The organism is Ideonella sp. FW305-24 (assembly GCF_058788035.1).
The window spans coordinates 396,926-414,771 of record NZ_JBYTAI010000001.1; the positions used below are offsets into that span (position 1 = coordinate 396,926).

At 67.8% G+C, this 17,846-nt stretch carries 16 protein-coding genes and 1 tRNA gene; 8 read left to right on the plus strand and 9 right to left on the minus strand.

All coding sequences use genetic code 11. The features are described from left to right. Nucleotides 1-57 precede the first annotated feature (57 nt). The gene (locus AC3WR5_RS01720; protein ID WP_492481371.1) at nt 58-570 is read left to right on the plus strand and encodes a hypothetical protein; all 513 of its coding nucleotides are present in this window, start codon (nt 58-60) and stop codon (nt 568-570) included. Between the two features lie 6 nt (nt 571-576). On the opposite strand, the gene AC3WR5_RS01725 is transcribed toward AC3WR5_RS01720, so the two are convergent. Next, complete coding sequence (locus AC3WR5_RS01725; RefSeq protein WP_492481373.1) at nt 577-1,983, minus strand: aminotransferase-like domain-containing protein; 1,407 nt, start codon at nt 1,981-1,983, stop codon at nt 577-579. 146 nt (nt 1,984-2,129) lie between these two features. Here AC3WR5_RS01725 and gabT point away from each other — a divergent pair, with 146 nt between their 5' ends. The 7 genes from gabT to AC3WR5_RS01760 all read left to right on the plus strand — a co-directional run bounded on the left by gabT (nt 2,130) and on the right by AC3WR5_RS01760 (nt 10,448). Next, nucleotides 2,130-3,428, plus strand: a complete 1,299-nt coding sequence (gene gabT / locus AC3WR5_RS01730) for a 4-aminobutyrate--2-oxoglutarate transaminase (protein WP_492481376.1) — start codon at nt 2,130-2,132, stop codon at nt 3,426-3,428. A 119-nt stretch (nt 3,429-3,547) separates the two neighbouring features. After that, nucleotides 3,548-4,597 (plus strand): ABC transporter ATP-binding protein, encoded by a 1,050-nt coding sequence (locus AC3WR5_RS01735; protein ID WP_231012790.1) that lies wholly within the window; start codon nt 3,548-3,550, stop codon nt 4,595-4,597. 127 nt (nt 4,598-4,724) lie between these two features. Then, the gene (locus AC3WR5_RS01740) at nt 4,725-5,759 is read left to right on the plus strand and encodes an ABC transporter substrate-binding protein (RefSeq protein ID WP_141289093.1); all 1,035 of its coding nucleotides are present in this window, start codon (nt 4,725-4,727) and stop codon (nt 5,757-5,759) included. A 12-nt stretch (nt 5,760-5,771) separates the two neighbouring features. Continuing rightward, a complete protein-coding gene (locus AC3WR5_RS01745) occupies nt 5,772-7,055 on the plus strand; it encodes an ABC transporter permease (RefSeq protein WP_492481379.1) in 1,284 nt (427 codons plus the stop codon). Between the two features lie 4 nt (nt 7,056-7,059). After that, on the plus strand, nt 7,060-7,890 hold the full coding sequence (locus AC3WR5_RS01750) for an ABC transporter permease (RefSeq protein ID WP_141289939.1): 831 nt from the start codon (nt 7,060-7,062) through the stop codon (nt 7,888-7,890). Nucleotides 7,891-7,900: 10 nt separating this feature from the next. Next, nucleotides 7,901-8,851, plus strand: a complete 951-nt coding sequence (speB, locus tag AC3WR5_RS01755) for an agmatinase (RefSeq protein ID WP_492481381.1) — start codon at nt 7,901-7,903, stop codon at nt 8,849-8,851. Nucleotides 8,852-8,960: 109 nt separating this feature from the next. After that, the gene (locus tag AC3WR5_RS01760; protein WP_492481383.1) at nt 8,961-10,448 is read left to right on the plus strand and encodes an NAD-dependent succinate-semialdehyde dehydrogenase; all 1,488 of its coding nucleotides are present in this window, start codon (nt 8,961-8,963) and stop codon (nt 10,446-10,448) included. Between the two features lie 151 nt (nt 10,449-10,599). On the opposite strand, the gene AC3WR5_RS01765 is transcribed toward AC3WR5_RS01760, so the two are convergent. The 8 genes from AC3WR5_RS01765 to AC3WR5_RS01800 all read right to left on the minus strand — a co-directional run bounded on the left by AC3WR5_RS01765 (nt 10,600) and on the right by AC3WR5_RS01800 (nt 17,825). Next, a complete protein-coding gene (locus tag AC3WR5_RS01765) occupies nt 10,600-11,517 on the minus strand; it encodes a GGDEF domain-containing protein (RefSeq protein ID WP_231012788.1) in 918 nt (305 codons plus the stop codon). Between the two features lie 171 nt (nt 11,518-11,688). Further along, nucleotides 11,689-12,450 carry an OmpW/AlkL family protein gene (locus tag AC3WR5_RS01770; protein ID WP_492481386.1) on the minus strand — a complete coding sequence of 254 codons (762 nt, stop codon included), beginning with the start codon at nt 12,448-12,450 and terminating at the stop codon, nt 11,689-11,691. Between the two features lie 26 nt (nt 12,451-12,476). Continuing rightward, entirely contained in the window at nt 12,477-13,874 is a 1,398-nt protein-coding gene (locus tag AC3WR5_RS01775) for an alpha/beta hydrolase family protein (protein ID WP_492481388.1), read from the minus strand. A gap of 258 nt (nt 13,875-14,132) precedes the next feature. Continuing rightward, nucleotides 14,133-14,206 (minus strand) — tRNA-Gly (locus AC3WR5_RS01780). A 56-nt stretch (nt 14,207-14,262) separates the two neighbouring features. Further along, nucleotides 14,263-15,243, minus strand: a complete 981-nt coding sequence (locus AC3WR5_RS01785; protein ID WP_492481390.1) for an isopenicillin N synthase family dioxygenase — start codon at nt 15,241-15,243, stop codon at nt 14,263-14,265. Next, nucleotides 15,240-15,770: a nucleoside deaminase gene (locus AC3WR5_RS01790; RefSeq protein ID WP_492481392.1), complete on the minus strand. Its 531-nt coding sequence runs from the start codon at nt 15,768-15,770 to the stop codon at nt 15,240-15,242. The genes AC3WR5_RS01785 and AC3WR5_RS01790 overlap by 4 nt, the downstream gene beginning before the upstream one ends. A 7-nt stretch (nt 15,771-15,777) precedes the next feature. Next, nucleotides 15,778-16,809: an ABC transporter substrate-binding protein gene (locus tag AC3WR5_RS01795; protein ID WP_492481394.1), complete on the minus strand. Its 1,032-nt coding sequence runs from the start codon at nt 16,807-16,809 to the stop codon at nt 15,778-15,780. A gap of 89 nt (nt 16,810-16,898) precedes the next feature. Then, a complete protein-coding gene (locus tag AC3WR5_RS01800) occupies nt 16,899-17,825 on the minus strand; it encodes a LysR family transcriptional regulator (RefSeq protein ID WP_492481396.1) in 927 nt (308 codons plus the stop codon). Nucleotides 17,826-17,846 lie beyond the last annotated feature (21 nt).

Genomic DNA, 17,846 nt, shown 5'->3' on the forward strand with positions numbered 1-17,846 from the left:
GCAAGCAACCCGCCAACGCCGGCAGGGATTTGCATCGCGCGTAAGCTCATCGGGATGATGAGCTCGCCCTTCTTTTCCAAGGCCTGGCGTGGCCTTGCCGCCGCCGCGGTGGCCAGTCTCGGTGCCTGTGCGATCTTCTCTCCGCCGAAGTTCGAACCCGGCGCCAGCCCCGCCGCCGTGACGCAGCAGCTCGGCCAGCCCACCGGCGACTACCCGCAACCGGGCGGCGGCCACACGCTGGAATTCGCCAGCGGGCCCTTCGGCCGCTTCACCTACCTCGTGCGCTTCGATGGCGACGACAAGCTCGTGAGCGGCGAGCAGGTGCTGACCGAGCGCAACTTCAACGCCATCAGGGCCGGCATGACGGCCGACGAAGTGCGCCTCGCGATCGGCCGGCCCGGCACCACCTTCGGCGTGCACTACCCGAAGGAAATCGTCTGGGCCTACCGCTACGACTCCCCGTTCTGCCAGCGCTTCATGGTCGGCATGGGCTTTGACGACAAGGTCATCGACACCGCCTACGGCCCGGACCCGGCCTGCGACAACGACCGGCCATTCTTTGCGCGCTGAGGACGCTCAGCCCAGGCCTTGCGCCTGGAAGAACTCGGCCAGCCTGGTGTCCAGCGAAAACGCCACGTTGAAGCGCATCCACGGCGTGGGGCCGAGGTCGGCCGAGAACAGGTGGCCGGGGCCGAGCATGATGTCGTGCTCTGCCGCCTTGTTGGACAGCGCCACCGGGTCGCTGCCCAAAGGGTGCCGAGCCCACAGGAACATGCCCGCCTTGGGCTCGGCAAACAGCTCGAAGCCCAGGCCGGAGAGCCGCTGGCCGACCTGCTGGTGAGCATCGGCCAGCCGCTCGCGCAGGCCCTTGAGATGCTTGCGCCAGCGGCCTTCGATCAGCACGCCCAGCGCCAGCCGTTCGCCGAATTCGGCGCTGGTCAGCCCGGCGATCATCTTCAGCTGCGCCAGGTCTTCCACCATGTCCGGGTGCGCCACCAGGTAGCCCACGCGGATGTTGGGCGAGATGGTCTTGGAGTAGCTGCCCACCGTGATGACGCGGCTGAGTTGATCGAGGCTGGCCAGCGATGGCCGTGGGTTCGGGTCCAGGTCGACGTAGATGTCGTTCTCGACGATGGTCAGGTCGTGCTTCTCGGCCAGCTGCAGCACGCGGTGCAGGTGGGCCAGCTGGGCCACCGAGCCGGTGGGGCTCTGCAGCCGCGGCTGGGTGAAGAACACCTTGGGCTGGTGCGCCACGATCAAGCGCTCCAGCGCAGGCAGGTCGTAGCCCTGCGGCGTGCGCGGCACGCCCACCAGCGTCGCGCCCTGGAAGCGCAAACTGAACAGCAGGTTGGCATAGCCGGGGTCGTCAACCAGCACCGTGTCGCCCGCCCGCACCAGGCGGCGCACCGCCAGGTCCAGCGCCTGGCTGGAGCCTTGCGTGAGCAGCACCTGGCTGGGGTGCACCTGCACCTCCTGCTCGGCGAAGGCCTCGGCAATGAACTGGCGCAGCGGCGGGTAGCCTTTGGGGTCGCCGTAGCCACCCAGGTCCGCGTCTTCGCTGGCCAGGCTGCGCAGTGCGCGGCGCAGGCCGTCTTCGGCCAGCCAGTCGCCCGGCAGCCAGCCGCAGCCGGCCTTGATGGACAGGTGGCGGTGCTCGAAGATCTTGCGCATGTACCACATGGCATCGAAGCCCTGGCCCGCTGCCACCTGGGCCTGGGCCGGGCCGCCTTCGCGGCCATCCGCCTGCGCCCGCCGCCGCACGAAGAAGCCCGAGTGCGGGCGCGAGACCAGCCAGCCCTGCGCCACCAGCCGGTCGTAGGCCTCGACCACGGTGAACACGCTGACTTGGTGCGCATGCGCGAACTGGCGGATGGACGGCACCTTGGTGCCGGCAGGCAAGCGCCCCTGCTCGATCTGCGAGCGCAGGCCATCGACGATCTGGGCCACCAGAGAAATGCTGGACTGGGGCTGAAGCTGGAGCATGGAGGAAGGCCGCCGCGGCGCGCTGTACAGGTCTTGCGGCCTGCACAGTGCACCGCACAAGACCTCGCGCTGTACATGGTAACGCCCGTGTCATGAGGCCTAAAGTCGGCGCCTCACCTGCAAACCAGGACAGGAAGGCAAAGACCATGAAACACGAAGCTCCGAACAATGCGATGCTGATGGCGCGCCGCCGCGCTGCGCTGCCAACCGGGCTGGGCCAGACCTACGAGGTCTTTGCCGAGCGCGCGCTGAACGCCGAAGTCTGGGACGTGGAAGGCAAGCGATACATCGACTTCGGCGGTGGCATCGCGGTGCTGAACACCGGCCACAACCACCCGAAGATCGTCGCCGCCGTGAAGGCGCAGCTGGACAAGGTGCACCACACCTGCTTCCAGGTGCTGGCCTACGAGCCCTACGTCGAGCTGGCCGAGCGCCTGATCGAGAAGACCCCGGGCGACTTCGCCAAGAAGGCCTACTTCCTGTCGACCGGCGCCGAGGCGGTCGAAAACGCCGTGAAGATCGCCCGCGCCGCGACCGGCCGCCAGGCCGTGATCGCCTTTGGCGGCGGCTTCCACGGCCGCACGCTGCTGGGCATGGCACTCACCGGCAAGGTCGCGCCGTACAAGGCCGGCTTCGGCCCCTTCCCGGCCGAGATCTACCACGCCGAGTACCCGAACCCGCTGCACGGCATCAGCACCGCCGAGGCGCTGCGCTCGGTCGAGCACATCTTCAAGTACGACGTGGAAGCGGCCCGCGTCGCGGCCATCATCATCGAGCCGGTGCAGGGCGAAGGCGGCTTCTACGTCGCGCCCAAGGACTTCGTGCAGGCGCTGCGCAAGCTGTGCGACCAGCACGGCATCGTGCTGATCGCCGACGAGGTGCAGACCGGCGCCGGCCGCACCGGCACCTGGCTGGCCAGCGAGCAATGGGGCGTGGCGGCCGACATCGTGACCATGGCCAAGTCCATGGCCGGCGGCTTCCCGCTCTCGGCCGTGATCGGCCGCGCGGACCTGATGGACAAGCCGCTGCCCGGTGGCCTGGGCGGCACCTACGCCGGCAACCCGCTGGCCTGCGCCGCGGCACTGGCGGTGCTGGACGTGTTCGAGGAAGAACAGCTGCTGGCCCGCTCTGTCGCCGTGGGCGAAAAGCTCACCGCCGGCCTGAAGGCGCTGGCCACCAAGCACAAGCAGATCCAGGACGTGCGCGGCCTGGGCGCGATGGTGGCGGTCGAGCTGTTCAAGGACGGCGACATCGAAAAGCCTGACGCGGATCTCACCAAGCGCGTCTGCGCCGAAGCCATCAAGCGCGGGCTGGTGCTGCTGTCCTGCGGCGTGTATGCCAACGTGATCCGCGTGCTGGTGCCGCTGACCGCGAGCGATGCGTTGCTGGATGAAGGCCTGGCCGTCCTGGGCGAGGCGTTCAGCGCTGCCGTCCAGCAAGGCTGAGACCGATGAACACCATGCCGCATGAGGCAACGCAGGGCCGCTCCCAAGTTGACTCATCCCCCTCGGGGGGCCTGACGCGCAGCGACAGGTCTGGGGGCCCACTTGTTCGGTTTGCAGGCGTGCAGAAGACCTACGACGGGCTCAGCCTGGTCGTGCGTTCGCTGGACCTGGACATCCAGCGCGGCGAGTTCCTGTCGCTGCTGGGCCCGTCCGGTTCCGGCAAGACGACCACGCTGATGATGCTGGCGGGCTTCGAGTCGCCCACCGCAGGCGAGATCCTGCTGGACGGCTCGCCGATCACGCGCACGCCGCCGCACAAGCGCAACTTCGGCATGGTGTTCCAGAACTACGCGCTGTTCCCTCACCTCTCGGTGGCGGACAACGTGGCCTACCCGCTGACGGTGCGCAAAGTGCCCAAGGGCGACATCGCCACCCGCGTGGCCAAGGCGCTGGACATGGTGCAGCTGGTCGGCAAGGGCGAGCGCCTGCCCGGCCAGCTCTCCGGCGGCCAGCAGCAGCGAGTGGCGCTGGCCCGCGCCCTCGTCTTCGAGCCGCAGCTGGTGCTGATGGACGAGCCGCTGGGCGCGCTGGACAAGCAGCTGCGCGAGCACATGCAGATCGAGCTGAAGGAACTGCACCGCAAGCTCGGCGTGACCTTCGTCTACGTGACGCACGACCAGGGCGAAGCGCTGACCATGAGCGACCGCGTGGCCGTTTTTAACGACGGGCTGATCCAGCAGATCGCCCCGGTCGAGCAGCTCTACGAAACCCCGGTGAACCGCTTCGTGGCCGGCTTCGTGGGCGACAGCACGCTGCTGACCGGCACCGTGGGCCAGGCCGACGGCGACAGCTGCGAGCTGGTGCTGCCCACCGGCGAGCGGCTCACGGGCCTGAACATCAACCGCGCGCTGCCCGGCACCCAGGTGCTGGCCTCGGTGCGGCCCGAGCGCATCGAGCCCTGCCTGGTCAAACCCGAGGCGCTGGGCAACGCGGTGCAGGCCGCCGTGACCGACATCATCTATTTCGGCGACCACCTGCGCCTGCGCTGCGCCGTCAACGGCCAGGCGCCGGCCACCGTCAAGCTGCCGCTCGCAGGCGGACTGCAGCCGGTCGTGGGCCAGGCGGTGTGGCTGCACATTCCGCAGCCCTACCTGCGCATCTATCACTGAACCCGGATCCAAAGGCCCGACCGAGGCCCGCACATCAAGAGGCCCTGCAGCGCAAGCTGACGGTGGCCCGTGACTTCTCTCGCTGCACGACACGTCCCTCCCTCAAGCCCTTTCAGGAGTTATTGCGATGAAGAAGACGTCCATGGCCTTTGCGGCCGCGGCGATGCTGGCCGCGCTGCCAGCGCTGGCCCAGAGCCAGTTGACGGTGGTGAACTTCGGCGGCGCCAATGGCGCGGCACAGAAGAAGGCGTATGTGGAGCCGTTCGAGAAGAGCAGCGGCGCCAAGCTGGTGATCGTGGAATACAACGGCGAGCAGGCCAAGATCAAGGCCATGGTCGAGACCGGCAAGATCAGCTGGGACGTGGTGGAGGTCGAAAGCCCGGACGTGGCGCGCGGCTGCGATGAAGGCCTGTTCGAGAAGATGGACTGGAGCAAGGTCGGCAACAAGGCCGACTTCCAGCCGGCTGCCGTGACCGAATGCGGCGTGGGCGCGTTCGTGTGGTCCACCGTGATGGCCTACAACGGCGACAAGCTCAAGGACGGCCCCAAGACCTGGGCCGATTTCTGGGACACCAAGAAGTTCGCCGGCAAGCGCGGCATGCGCAAGGGCGCGCGCTACAACCTGGAATTCGCGCTGATGGCCGATGGCGTCAAGAGCGCGGACGTCTACAAGGTGCTGGCCACGCCGGCCGGCGCGGACCGCGCGTTCAAGAAGCTCAGCGAACTCAAGCCCAGCATCCAGTGGTGGGAAGCCGGCGCGCAGCCGCCGCAGTTCCTGGTGGCCGGTGACGTGGTGATGGCCACGGCCTACAACGGCCGCATCGACGCGGCGCAGCGCGAAGGCAAGAACCTGAAGATCAGCTGGACCGGCGGCATCTACGACCTGGACTACTGGGTCATCCCCAAGGGCTCGCCGAACAAGGACCTGGCGATGAAGTACATCGCCGCCGCCGCCTCGCCGGCCGCCCAGGCCGAATACGCGCAGAACATTTCCTACGGCCCGACCAACAACAAGGCCCTGGCCAAGCTGGACCCCAAGGTGCTGGCCCTGCTGCCGACCTCGCCGGCCAACAGCAAGGATGCGCTGCAGTTCAACATCGGCTTCTGGGCCGACCAGGGCGAGGCGCTGGAAAAGCGCTTTGCTTCCTGGGCCGCACAGTGATGGCCTGACGCAATGAGCAGCAGCACCGTGACGACACTCGCCGCCGCACCGGCGCCTACCCCCGAAGGCAACGCGCTGGCCCGCTCGCTGGCCCGGGCCCAGCGCCGCCGGCACCTGGCGGCGATCTCGCTCACGCTGCCGCTGCTCTTGTTCCTGCTGGCCACCTTCCTGGTGCCCATTGCCGCCCTGCTGGTGCGTGCCGTGGAGAACCCGGAAGTGGCCAACGCCCTGCCCCGCACCGCGCAGGCGCTCTCGAAGTGGGACCGCCACCAGGCCCCCGCTCCTGCCGCCTACGCGGCCGTGGTGGCCGACCTGGCGGCCCTGCCAGAGCCGGCGCAGGCCGGCGCGCTGGCAAGGCGCCTGAACACCGAGCAGCCCGGCTCGCGCTCGCTGGTGATGAGCACCTACCGCGCGCTGCCGCAGCTGCAACCCGCAGGCACCACATCCACGCCCGACGCGCTGCGCGAGCAAATGCTGGCGCTGGACCCGCGCTGGGGCGAGCTGCCGTACTGGCAGGCGATTGCCAAGAACGCCAGCCGCTGGACGCCCGACTACCTGCTGACCTCGGTGGACCTGAAGCGCAAGGCCGAGGGCGGGCTGGAGCGGGTCGCGCCGGACCAGCGCGTGTTCTCGTCCATCCTACTGCGCACCTTCCAGATCAGCGCGGTGGTGATGCTGTGCTGCCTGCTGCTGGGCTACCCGCTGGCCTACTGGCTCTCCACGCTGAACGCACGCCAGGCCAATGTGCTGATGATCCTGGTGCTGGTGCCGTTCTGGACCAGCATCCTCGTGCGCGTGGCCGCGTGGATCGTGCTGCTGCAGCGCGAGGGCCTGGTCAACAGCGCGCTGATGGGTGTTGGCGTGATTCAGGAACCTCTGTCGCTGCTCTTCAACCGCACCGGCGTGATCATCTCGATGACGCACATCCTGCTGCCCTTCATGATCCTGCCGCTGTACAGCGTGATGAAGTCGGTCTCGCCGACCTACCTGCGCGCGGCAGTCTCCCTGGGCAGCCCGCCGCTGGCGGCCTTCTTCCGCGTCTACGTGCCGCAGACGCTGCCGGGCGTTGGCGCGGGCGGCCTGCTGGTCTTCATCCTGGCCATTGGCTACTACGTGACGCCGGCGCTGCTGGGCGGCGCAGACGACCAGATGCTGAGCTACTACATCGCCCAGTACACCAACGTCGACATCAACTGGGGCATGGCCTGCGCGCTGGGCGCCATCCTGCTGACGGCCACGCTGGTGCTCTATGCGCTGTACCGCCGCGTGGTCAAGTCTGAACTGAGCCTGGGGTAACGGCATGAGTTTTTTCTCATTTCTTCGACCGCAATTCCCGGCCTACTTCACGCTGCTGGACAAGGCAGGCTGGTGGGCGCTGCGGCTGTTCAGCCTGGGCGTGCTGCTGTATTTGCTGCTGCCCATCCTGGCCATCATGCCGCTGTCGTTCTCGGCGTCTTCGTTCCTGGCCTACCCGATGCCGGGCTGGTCGCTGCAGTGGTATCACAACCTCTTCACGTCCGACGAATGGGCGCGGGCGGCGAAGAATTCCTTCATCGTCGCGCCGGCCGCCACGGTCATTGCCACCACGCTGGGCACGCTCACCGCGGTGGGCCTGGCGCGGGCCAACTTCCCCGGCAAGGGCCTGTTGATGAGCGTGCTGATCGCGCCGATGGTCGTGCCCATCGTCGTCGTCGGCGTGGCCTGCTACTTGTTCTTCGCGCGCATCGGCCTGTCGGACACCTATGCCGGGCTGATCATCGTGCACGCCGCACTCGGCGCGCCGTTTGTCGTCACCACCGTGCTGGCCACGCTGCAGAACTTCAACCACAACCTGGTGCGCGCATCGCTGAGCCTGGGCGCCGGGCCGCTGCAGACCTTCTTCCGCGTGACGCTGCCGGTTATCGCGCCGGGCGTGATCTCGGGCGCGCTGTTCGCGTTTGCCACCTCGTTCGACGAAGTGGTGGTCACGCTGTTCATCGCCGGGCCGGACCAGGTCACGCTGCCGCGGCAGATGTTCACCGGCATCCGCGAGAACATCAACCCGACGATTGCCGCCGTCGCCACGCTGCTGATCCTGTTCACCACCGCGCTGATGGGTGCCTTGGAATGGATGCGTGGCCGTCGAGCCTGAAAGCAGGACCATGAGCCGTGAACTGAACATGCCGCTGGGCGGCAACGACATGCCGCGCTTCGGCGGCCTGGCCAGCATGATGCGGCTGCCCGTCGCCACCTCGCCGGTCGGCCTGGACGCCGCCTTCATCGGCGTGCCGCTGGACATCGGCACCTCGAACCGCGCCGGCGCGCGTTTCGGCCCGCGGCAGATCCGCGCGGAGTCGTCGCTGATCCGGCCCTACAACATGGCCACCGGCGCTGCGCCGTTCGACGCACTGCAGGTGGCCGACCTGGGCGACGTGGCGATCAACACCTACTCGCTGGAGAAGTCGGTGCCCATCATCACCGAGTTCTACCGGCCGGTGCTGGCGGCCGGCTGCATTCCGCTGACGCTGGGCGGCGACCACACGATTGCGCTGCCCATCCTGCGCGCCGTGGCGGAGAAACACGGCCCGGTGGCGCTGATCCATGTGGACGCGCACGCCGACGTCAACGACGACATGTTCGGCGAGCGCATTGCACACGGCACGCCGTTCCGCCGCGCGGTCGATGAAGGCCTGCTGCAGAACCACAAGGTCTGGCAGATCGGCCTGCGCGGCTCGGGCTACGCGGCAGACGACTTCGACTGGCCGCGCCGCCAGGGCTTCACCATCGTGCCGGCGCACGAGGTGTGGTGGCAGTCGCTCACGCCGCTGATGGCGCGCATTCGCGAAGCCATTGGCAACGCGCCCTGCTACCTCAGCTTCGACATCGACGGCATCGACCCGGCCTACGCCGGCGGCACCGGCACACCCGAGATCGGCGGGCTCAACGTGCCGCAGGCGCTGGAGATCATCCGCGGCTGCTTCGGCCTGAACCTGGTGGGCTGCGACCTGGTGGAGGTTTCACCGCCTTATGACACCAGCGGCAACACCTCGCTGCTGGGTGCCAACCTGCTCTACGAGATGCTGTGCGTGCTGCCGGGCGTGCCACGGCGGTGAGCCGCGCCGCGAGCCTCAAGCAACACGCAGACACGAAAGCACTGGCACGCGCGCTGTAGAGTCCGCGTCCTACCCTGCCGGCAGCGCCCGGCCGATTCCGGAGATTTCCATGGACATGAGCCCCACGAGCAATTCCCCGCTGAACACCTTGCGCGACCCCAGCCTGCTGAAGAGCGACGCGCTGATCAATGGCGAATGGGCGCCCGCGCCTGGCCGTTTTGCGGTCAACGATCCGGCCACCGGCGCCTTGCTCGCCGAGGTGGCCAACCATGGCGCCGAATCGGCGCACCACGCCATCGTCGCGGCCAACCGCGCATGGCCGGCCTGGAAAGGCAAGACGGCCAAGGAACGTGCGGCCATCATGATGAAGTGGTTCCAGCTGTTGCATGCCAACGCAGACGACCTGGCCCGCATCATGACCGCCGAGCAGGGCAAACCGCTGGCCGAGGCCAAGGGCGAGGTCACCTACGGTGCCAGCTTCATCGAGTGGTTTGCCGAGGAGTCCAAGCGGGTCTACGGCGAAACCGTGCAGACCACCGACGGCAACAAGCGCTACCTGGTGATCAAGCAACCGGTAGGCGTGTGCGCGGCCATCACGCCGTGGAACTTCCCGATCGCGATGATCACCCGCAAGGTCGCGCCTGCGCTGGCCGCTGGCTGCACCGTGGTCATCAAGCCGGCCGAGGCCACGCCGCTGTCGGCCCTGGCAGTGGCCGAACTGGCGCAGCGCGCGGGCATGCCGGCGGGCGTGCTGAACGTGCTGACGGCGGATGCAGAGCAGTCCATCGAAGTGGGCAAGGTGCTATGCAGCAGCGACGTGGTGCGCCATCTGTCCTTCACCGGCTCGACCGAGGTCGGCCGCATCCTGGCCGCGCAGTGCGCGCCGACGGTCAAGGCGCTGTCGCTGGAACTCGGCGGCAACGCACCATTCATCGTCTTCGACGACGCGGACCTGGACAGCGCGGTCGAAGGCGCGATGGCCAGCAAGTACCGCAATGCCGGCCAGACCTGCGTCTGCGCGAACCGCTTCTACGCGCAGGACGGCATCTACGACCGCTTCGTCGAAAAGCTGGCCGAGAAGGCCGCGGCAATGAAGGTGGGCAACGGCTTCGAGGCCGGCGTGGTGCTGGGCCCGCTGATCGACGACGCGGCGATTGCCAAGGTACAGGAACACGTGGCGGACGCCGTGGCCAAGGGCGCACGCCTGGTGACCGGCGGCGAGCTGATCGAAGGCCGCTTCTACCAGCCGACCGTGCTGGCAGACGCCACCGCCGAGATGCGCTGCTCGCGCGAGGAGACCTTCGGCCCGGTGGCACCGGTGTTCCGCTTCCAGACCGAGGCCGAAGCCATCGAGCTGGCGAACGCGACCGAGTTCGGCCTGGCCAGCTACTTCTACAGCCGCGACGTGGGCCGCGTCTTCCGCGTGGGCGAGGCGCTGGAGTACGGCATGGTGGGCATCAACACCGGGCTGATCTCGACCGCCGAGGTGCCGTTTGGCGGCGTCAAGCAATCGGGCCTGGGCCGCGAAGGCGGCCGCCAGGGCATCGAGGACTATGTCGAGACCAAGTACCTGTGCCTGGGCGACATCCTGAAGTGAAGCCCGTCGAGGTCTTCCGCATCTTGCAGTGACCTTCGATCCGTTCACCCTGAGCTTGTCGAGGGGCCCTGGGCTTCGACAAGCTCAGCCTGAACGGTGTGCTGTGTCACGCAACAAGACAAGCTCGACCGCTCCCTGAGCGATCCGAGGCTCACTCGTCGTCGTTCGCCGCCGCCGCGCCCACGCTGCGCAGCCGGCTCATGGCCTCGCCCGAGGCCTGGGCCACGGCGCGCGACAGCAGCGCCTGCGCGTCCTTGCCATGCGCGGGGTACTGGCCCACGCCGACCCGCGCGCCCAGCGGCACGCTGTGCCCCGTCACCTGGAAGGGCTGCGTGACCGAGGACAGCAGCTTGCGGGCGACGCGCTCGGCATCGTCGTCCGCATCGATCCAGGCCAGCAGCACCGCGAACATGTCGCCGCCGAGCGAGGCCACCACGTCGCTCGCGCGCAGCGAGGCGCGCAGCCGCACCGCCGCCTTGCGGCGCAGCACGTTGGCCGACTCGGTGCCCAGGCTGGCCTCAGCCGCGCGGAAGCCGTCCAGGTGCAGCACGATCAGCGCCATCGAAGCTGGCTCACGTTCGCGCAGCGCCAGCAGGTGCGTCATGTGCTCCAGCAGTTGGTGGTGGTTGGGCAGGCCGGTCGTCAAGTCGATGCTGTAGGCGCGGCGGGCGGCATCGTCCTGGCGCTTGCGCTCCAGCGCAATGCGCAGCGAGCGGCCCATCATCTCGTCATTGACCTCGCGCTCGGACAGGATCTCGCGCACACCCGCCTGCAGCAGCTTCAGGCAGGTGACAGGCGCCGGCTCGGGCGCCACCACCAGCACGGCCGCGGCCATCACCGCGCGCGCCAGCCCGGGCCATTGCAGCAGCTTGTCCAGCCCGCCCGCGGTAGGCAGGTGGATCAACAAGGCCGGGCCGATCTCGCTGCCGTCTGTGACCTGGGTGTTGAGCTGTTCGGACAAGGCGTCCAGCGTGGCGCAGCTGCGCAGCACGAAGGGGCCGAAACCCGAAGTGATCAGATCGGGCAGTTTGGGGCTGAGGCAAAAGACCTGGAAAGGCGTGGCGGACATGAGAGATCCCTGTGTTCGCTGTGCATGATGCCCGAAGCCAGGGCCCCGCGAACACGGAAAACACGGAGTGGGCCCGGCTGTTCAGCGCATCGGATCCCCCATGGAAAACGCCGCGGCAATGCGCGGCGTTGAACCATCAGGGCAGGCGCCGGACATGCCGGCGCGCAAAGCTCAGAACGTATAGCCCAGCGACAGCGAATAAACAACCGGGCGAAAGTTGATGTTCGCGGTGTGCGTGACCGTGACCGGCCCGTTGCCCAGGTTGGTCTGGGTGGTCGAGGTCTGCGTGCTGGTGACGTGCGCGTAGGCCACCGTGCCGACGAAGGACCAGTTGCGGTCGATCTGCCAGGTGCCGCCGACGTGGCCCGCCAGGCCCCAGGACGAATCCAGCTTGACCTTGGTCTCGCCACCGGCCGCCGCATTGCCCGAAGCGGTGTTGCGGGCGCGCAGAAAGCGCGTGTAATTGACACCCGGGCCGACGAAGAAGGACACGCCTTCTGCCACCTCGGGGAAATGGTAGTTGAGGAAGGCAGCCGGTGGCGCCTGCTTGACCAGCGTGATCTGGTCGAAGGACTCGAGCAAGTCCTCGCCGTGGATGCTGTGCTCGGCCGGCAGGCCCAGGGCCAGTTCGCCGCTCCAGGTCTTGTTGAAGCGGTAGACCAGACCAAAGCCGACGGTGCTGGCATCGTCAATGCGGAAGCGCGCGGCGTGGGTGCTGCCATCTGGGAACGTGGTGCTGGTGCCGCTCAGCGGGCTGGACTTGGCGTGCACGTCGATGTAGGCGCCACCCAGGTAGAAGGTCCAGCCGTCCAGCATGCTGCCGGAACCGGTGCCGGCATCGGCTGCGTGGGCCTGGCCAGCCACTGCCAGCGCGGCCAGCGCGGCTGCGCGCAGGCTGGTCGAAAGCGAAGGGAATTGGAATCGGGAAGTCATCGGTTTGAATCCTTGGCGCTCGGCATTCACTGGACGAAGTTGGCGAAGAAGCCGCGCACGAAAGTGGCGCAATAAGGCGCCGCAGCTGCGTGGTCGTTCTCCGTGCCAGGCGTGCCGACTGCCGTGCCTGCCGCAGGGTTGTTGACCTGGAAAGCGCCGGCCAGCTGTGCAGCAGAATTACCAAGCGTGCCAGCAATGGTCGCCGGGTCGCCACGCACATCAAGTGCTGGCACCAGCACGCCGCGCGATGCGAGGTCGGCCTGCATGTCGGTCGTGTTGTAGGCATAGACGGTCGGATCGGCCGCGCTGTAGCACATGGCCATCGGCGCCTTGGGTGTCCAGCCCAGCAGCGTGTTGGCCGCGGCGGCCTTCGCGAAGCCGCTGCCGGAGGCAAAGTAGGACGAGCGGTAGCTTTCCTGGATCAAGCCTCCGGTGCCAAACAGCTTGCGGAAGGTCGTGTCGGCGGGCAGCTTGCCGGTCGTCAACAATTCTTCCGCCGTGCTGTTGGTCGGCAGCAGCGTGGCCGTGGCCGCGCCATAGGGCAACTGGTAGACGCTGGCGGCGTCGCTGTAGACGTCACCGTAGGAGCGTTGCCAGCTGGTCAGCAGCAGCGGCGTGAACAGCGTGGCACCGGCGTTCACCGTGCAGTTCAGGTCGGACGAGCCCAGCGTGGGGCAAACGTCCGGGCCGCTGTTGATCTGGGCGATGAACTTGGCCAGGTTGTGCGGGCCGGACATCGGCGCCGAGGCTGTGACGGTGAACTCGCTTGCGTAGTCGCGTTCGATGATCTTGTGCGTGGCCATCGCCACGTGGCCGCCTTGCGAGTAGCCGGTCACGAACAGCTGGGCCGAAGGCTTCACCGCGCTGGCTTCGTTCAGGTAGGCCTTGGCGGCGCGCAGGCCGTCGACCATGTCGATGGCGCTGTTCTCGGCGTTCAGGTAGGGGTGGTAGTCCAGGCCGGACTCGTCATAGCCCAGGTAGTTCGGCGCGACCACGATGTAGCCATGCGCTGCCAGCAGCGCTGCGACCAGGCTGCCTTCGGAGTTGTGGGTGATGTCGGCCATGTTGTAGGCCTTCTCGATCGTCGTACCGTGCGCGTACAACACCACCGGACGCGAGCCGGTGCAGCTGGCATCGGTGCCCGAAGGAACAAAGGCCGCGGTGCTGGCCGTGGCAGGCTGGCCAGCCGGGTCGCGGGTCTGGTAGACCACATAGCGGATGTCCACATTGCAGACCGCGGCGCCCGTCAGGCCGATCAGGCCGGTGGCCGTGGTGCCTGCGTCGATCTGGGCCGTGGTGGCCTGGCCGGCCAGCTGCGCCAGAACAATCGTGGCGCGCGGGGGGGGCGCGTCGGTACTGCCACCGCAGCCGGCCAACACGGCAGCGACCACGGGCAGCAAAAACAGGGGGCGCTGGAAACGCATCCGGGAGCTCCTAAAACACTCGAGATCAAAACGAACGACCGTTCGTTTTTGTTGCCTGTGACTGTACGCGCGCGCTCAAAGTCGACCCCAGTCGGACAAACCACTAGCGGCAGGCCGCTCACCTTGCCTTGGCTCAAGCGGCCAAGCAAATGGCCTGCAGGGTCGGGTTTCAGGCCTGGCTGCGAGGCCTGGGCGCAACACGGCAGCGGCAACAAAAAAGCCAAGGCGGTGAGGCCTTGGCTTTTGTGTGGGGTCGTCTGGAGCGGGCGATGGGAATCGAACCCACGCTATCTGCTTGGGAAGCAGAAGTTCTACCATTGAACTACGCCCGCGAAGGCCGTGAGTTTACGCGATCCCGCAGGCGCCTCGGGCTTGATGTGCGTCAGGCTCAGTACTTCGCAAAGTTGGCGTTGACGCGCTGCTGCAGGTAGTCCTCGGCGGAAATGGGTGCGTACTTGCCGGCGGGGCTTTCGATCATCACGTCGCGGTTGGCCTGGGCGAAAAAGGCCAGGCTGTAGCGCGGGCCCTGGTATTCGTCTGGCGTGGGGTTGCGCACACGGTGGAAGTTGGACGGCAGCTGGTCGTCGCTCCAGCGCATCAGCATGTCGCCGATGTTGCAGGTGATCAGCTCGTCGGCCGGCGTGATCGAGGTCCAGGCCTGCGAGTCCATGTCCTTGCCGGGCAGCAGTTGCAGCCCTCCCTGCCCTGCGCGCTGGAACAGCAGCGTCAGGCAGTCGAAGTCGGTGTGGGCACCGGCGCGCCACAGGCCCATGTTCGCGCGCTGCGCCGGGTCGACCGCGAAGTAGTGCAGCATGCGCAAGGTGCTCTGGTAGCCGGGCCGGGCCGGGTCATGGGCGCGCTTGAAGAAGTCCGCCGCGAAGCCCAGCTTCAACGCGAAACAGGACAGCACCTGCATTGCCACGGTCCAGGCCTTGGCCTCGAAGGCCAGCATCGTGGCCTGGAACTGCGGCAGCTCGGCCTCGCTCGGCCACAGGCCAGCCATGTGCGGCCGGGTGATCTGGTAGGACTCCTTCTGGTCCGGCGTGCCGGTGGACGGCCGCACCTGGGCGCGGCTTTCCCAACCGGCGTTCAGGCCTTTCTTCAGCGGATGGCGGGCCTTGGTCTCGGCCGGCAGCGCGAAGAAGCGCTCGGTCATCTCGAAGGCCTCACGCGTGGCGGCGAGGTCAATGCCGTGGTTGGCCAGCTGGAAAAAGCCCACGTCGACCGCGGCGTCCCACAGCTGGTCGGCAATCTCGGCCTGGCGCTGTTCGAAGTTGGCCAGGTCGATCACCCGCACCTCGCGTGGCCGTTCGGTGCCCACTGCGCCCATGCGGGCTTCCCTCTTCAGTTCGTCGAGCATGGGGTTCATCGTGTGTTCTCCAGTGTTTCGGTCTTGGCGGCAGCGCTCACCCGCCAGTACGCCTCGTGCGGCAGCGCGGCCTCCTGCTGCAGCGCCGGGCCGATGACGACACACGGCTCCGGGCTGCGCGCCAGCACTTCGCGGCATGACATTTCCAGGTCGCCGGCGCCGGCCTGCAGCACGCGAAAGCCCCGCAGGCTGACGGCGTCAATGCCGAACACCACGCGCCGGATGCCGGCCCAGAAGATCGCGCCTGCGCACATCACGCAGGGCTCGCCGGAGGCGTACATGGTGGCGCCCGCCAGCAGCGCACGCGGGTGGCGCGGCGAGGCCAGGCGCAGTGCGTTGACTTCCGCATGCGCGGTGCAGTCGCCGGTCGCAGCGTTGTTGTTGATGGCCTCGGCCAGCACCTGGCCATCGGCCGAGACGATCACCGCGCCAAACGGCCGGTTGCCCTGCGCGGCGGCCTCGGCGGACAAGGCGATCGCGCGGCGCAGGTAAGTACCGTCGGCGTCGCTGAGCAGGTCTTGCTGCATGCTCACCTCAGGCCTTGACGATGCGCTCTGCAGCGGCCGGCAGGAACGCGGGGTTGAACACGGCTTCCGGCCTGGGCGGGTTCTTCAGCGCGAAAGTGCGGGTCACTTCGTCGAGCTGGGCCTTCAGCAGTTCGGGCCGCACGGCGCCCAGGCCATGTTGGCGGGTGTCGGCCGTCACCACGTATTTCGCGGTGATCCCAAAGCGCTGCACCTCGACCTTCTTGTCCAGCATCGGCTCGCGTTGCTTCACGTGAGCCATCGCAGCAACGGGGTCGGCCAGCGTCTCCTGCAGGCCGCGGTTGGTCGCGCGCAGGAAGGCCTTGACCAGCTCAGGCTTCCTGCTGATGAGTTCGGTCGACGCCAGGATGGCGTTGCCGTAGAGGCTCAGGCCCGCGTCGGCAAACACCAGCACCGAAAGCTGTGCCGGGGCCATGCGCTGGAACAGCGACAGCGCCGAGTCGTGGAAGTAGGTCGCGCCGTCCACGTCGCCGCGCACGATGACGTTGTCGCGCTGCGAGAAGTCGGTGGTGACCCACTCGAAGGCATCTGCCTTCATGCCGGCGTGTTGCGCGACCATGGGCCAGGCGCGACGGGTGGACTCGACGGCGGCTGCGGCAATGCGCTTGCCGGCCAGGCTCTTGAAGTCCGGGCCAATGCCGCGGTCCTTGCGGCCGATGATCGCGAACGGCGCGCGGTTGTAATACTGGTAGACCGCCTGCACCCTGGCCGCGGCGCCCTGCGTGGACTGGAACTCCATCAGCGCGCTCAGGTCGCCAAAGCCCATGTCGTAGGCGCCGCTGGCCACGCGGGTGATGGCGGCCACCGAGCCCGAGCCCACGTCGAAGCTGGGCGCCAGGCCTTCGTCCTTGTAGTAACCCTTGGCCAGCGCGACGAAAAACGGGGCGACCTGGCCGCTGATGCGGAAGTCCAGCGTGAACTTCAGCGGCGTCAGTTCGCGCTCGGCGCGGGCGGCGGGCACCGCGGCCAAGCCGGCCAGGCCAGCGGCGGTGCTCAGGTGCAGGAAGTGGCGGCGTTGCATGGGCGGGCTCCTTGAGATGGATCAAAGTCTAGGGAGCCACCCCTCATGGCAACAGGCCGAGCCAGGCCATACAGGCCATGGCCCAAGTGTTATGGACCCACCTGTCCTTTGACTTGGGCTTTGACCTGCTCGCGCAGCCATCGACTGGCCGCACTCGCATGGTTGCGCTCGTGCCAGAGCTGGTAGAAGCGCATCGGCGGCAGCTCGGCGGGTGCGGGCACCACCACCAGCGGCAGTTGTGCCGCGTAGTGCTCGGCAAAGCGGCGTGCGGTGGTGAAGACCAGCTCGCTGTCCAGCAAGGCAAACGGCGCGAGATTGAACTCGGGCACGGTGGCGACGATCTGGCGCTGGTAGCCTGTCTTGGCCAGTTCGCCGTCAATCGGTCCACTGCGCGGCTGCGAGCCGGTGTAGGGCGCGAGGTGGCGCATGCGCAGGTAACGCGCCAGCGGCAGCCGACGCTCCTGCGCCAGCGGATGGTCGCGGCGCATCAGGCAGACCACGTCGTCGGTGAACAGCGCGCCCAGGCGCAGGTCCTCGCGCGGCTTGGGGTCGTTGTTGATGACCAGGTCAACGCCGCCTTCGTCCAGCGCCTGCGCGAGGTCGAAGGCAGGGTCTGCTGGGCGCACATGGGCGCCGATGCGCGGGCCGGCTGCAGTCAGGCGCTTGACCACGCCGGGCAGGAAGTCCGGTGGCAGGCAGTCGGAGCAGACGATGTGGAAGCTGCGCTCGGCCAGGCTCGGGTCGAACACCGTGGCACCTTCCAGCCGCGCGGCCTGGGCCATGATTTCCCGCAGCGGCTCGCGCAGGCCCAGCGCCCGCTCGGTCAACACCAGGCGCGCGCCGCTGCGCACCAGCAATGGGTCGGCCAGCACCTCTCGCAGCCGCTGCAGCTTGCGGCTGACTGCCGGCTGGGCCTGGCCGCTGGCCTTGGCCACGCGGGTCACGCTGCGCTCCTGCAGCAGCAGGCTCAGCAGCTTCAGGTCGTTCAAGCTCAGTTGGTGCAGGTCGTCAGCCATGCAGTCATCATCGCCCAAGCC

Bases quoted from the DNA above. Each gene is read 5' to 3' on its own strand.
- AC3WR5_RS01795 (WP_492481394.1), bottom strand. From the start codon at position 16,809: ATGCAACGCCGCCACTTCCTGCACCTGAGCACCGCCGCTGGCCTGGCC.
- AC3WR5_RS01745 (WP_492481379.1), top strand. From the start codon at position 5,772: ATGAGCAGCAGCACCGTGACGACACTCGCCGCCGCACCGGCGCCTACC.
- AC3WR5_RS01800 (WP_492481396.1), bottom strand. From the start codon at position 17,825: ATGGCTGACGACCTGCACCAACTGAGCTTGAACGACCTGAAGCTGCTG.
- speB (WP_492481381.1), top strand. From the start codon at position 7,901: ATGAGCCGTGAACTGAACATGCCGCTGGGCGGCAACGACATGCCGCGC.
- AC3WR5_RS01740 (WP_141289093.1), top strand. From the start codon at position 4,725: ATGAAGAAGACGTCCATGGCCTTTGCGGCCGCGGCGATGCTGGCCGCG.
- gabT (WP_492481376.1), top strand. From the start codon at position 2,130: ATGAAACACGAAGCTCCGAACAATGCGATGCTGATGGCGCGCCGCCGC.
- AC3WR5_RS01765 (WP_231012788.1), bottom strand. From the start codon at position 11,517: ATGTCCGCCACGCCTTTCCAGGTCTTTTGCCTCAGCCCCAAACTGCCC.
- AC3WR5_RS01770 (WP_492481386.1), bottom strand. From the start codon at position 12,450: ATGACTTCCCGATTCCAATTCCCTTCGCTTTCGACCAGCCTGCGCGCA.
- AC3WR5_RS01790 (WP_492481392.1), bottom strand. From the start codon at position 15,770: ATGCAGCAAGACCTGCTCAGCGACGCCGACGGTACTTACCTGCGCCGC.
- AC3WR5_RS01760 (WP_492481383.1), top strand. From the start codon at position 8,961: ATGGACATGAGCCCCACGAGCAATTCCCCGCTGAACACCTTGCGCGAC.
- AC3WR5_RS01750 (WP_141289939.1), top strand. From the start codon at position 7,060: ATGAGTTTTTTCTCATTTCTTCGACCGCAATTCCCGGCCTACTTCACG.
- AC3WR5_RS01785 (WP_492481390.1), bottom strand. From the start codon at position 15,243: ATGAACCCCATGCTCGACGAACTGAAGAGGGAAGCCCGCATGGGCGCA.
- AC3WR5_RS01725 (WP_492481373.1), bottom strand. From the start codon at position 1,983: ATGCTCCAGCTTCAGCCCCAGTCCAGCATTTCTCTGGTGGCCCAGATC.
- AC3WR5_RS01775 (WP_492481388.1), bottom strand. From the start codon at position 13,874: ATGCGTTTCCAGCGCCCCCTGTTTTTGCTGCCCGTGGTCGCTGCCGTG.
- AC3WR5_RS01720 (WP_492481371.1), top strand. From the start codon at position 58: ATGAGCTCGCCCTTCTTTTCCAAGGCCTGGCGTGGCCTTGCCGCCGCC.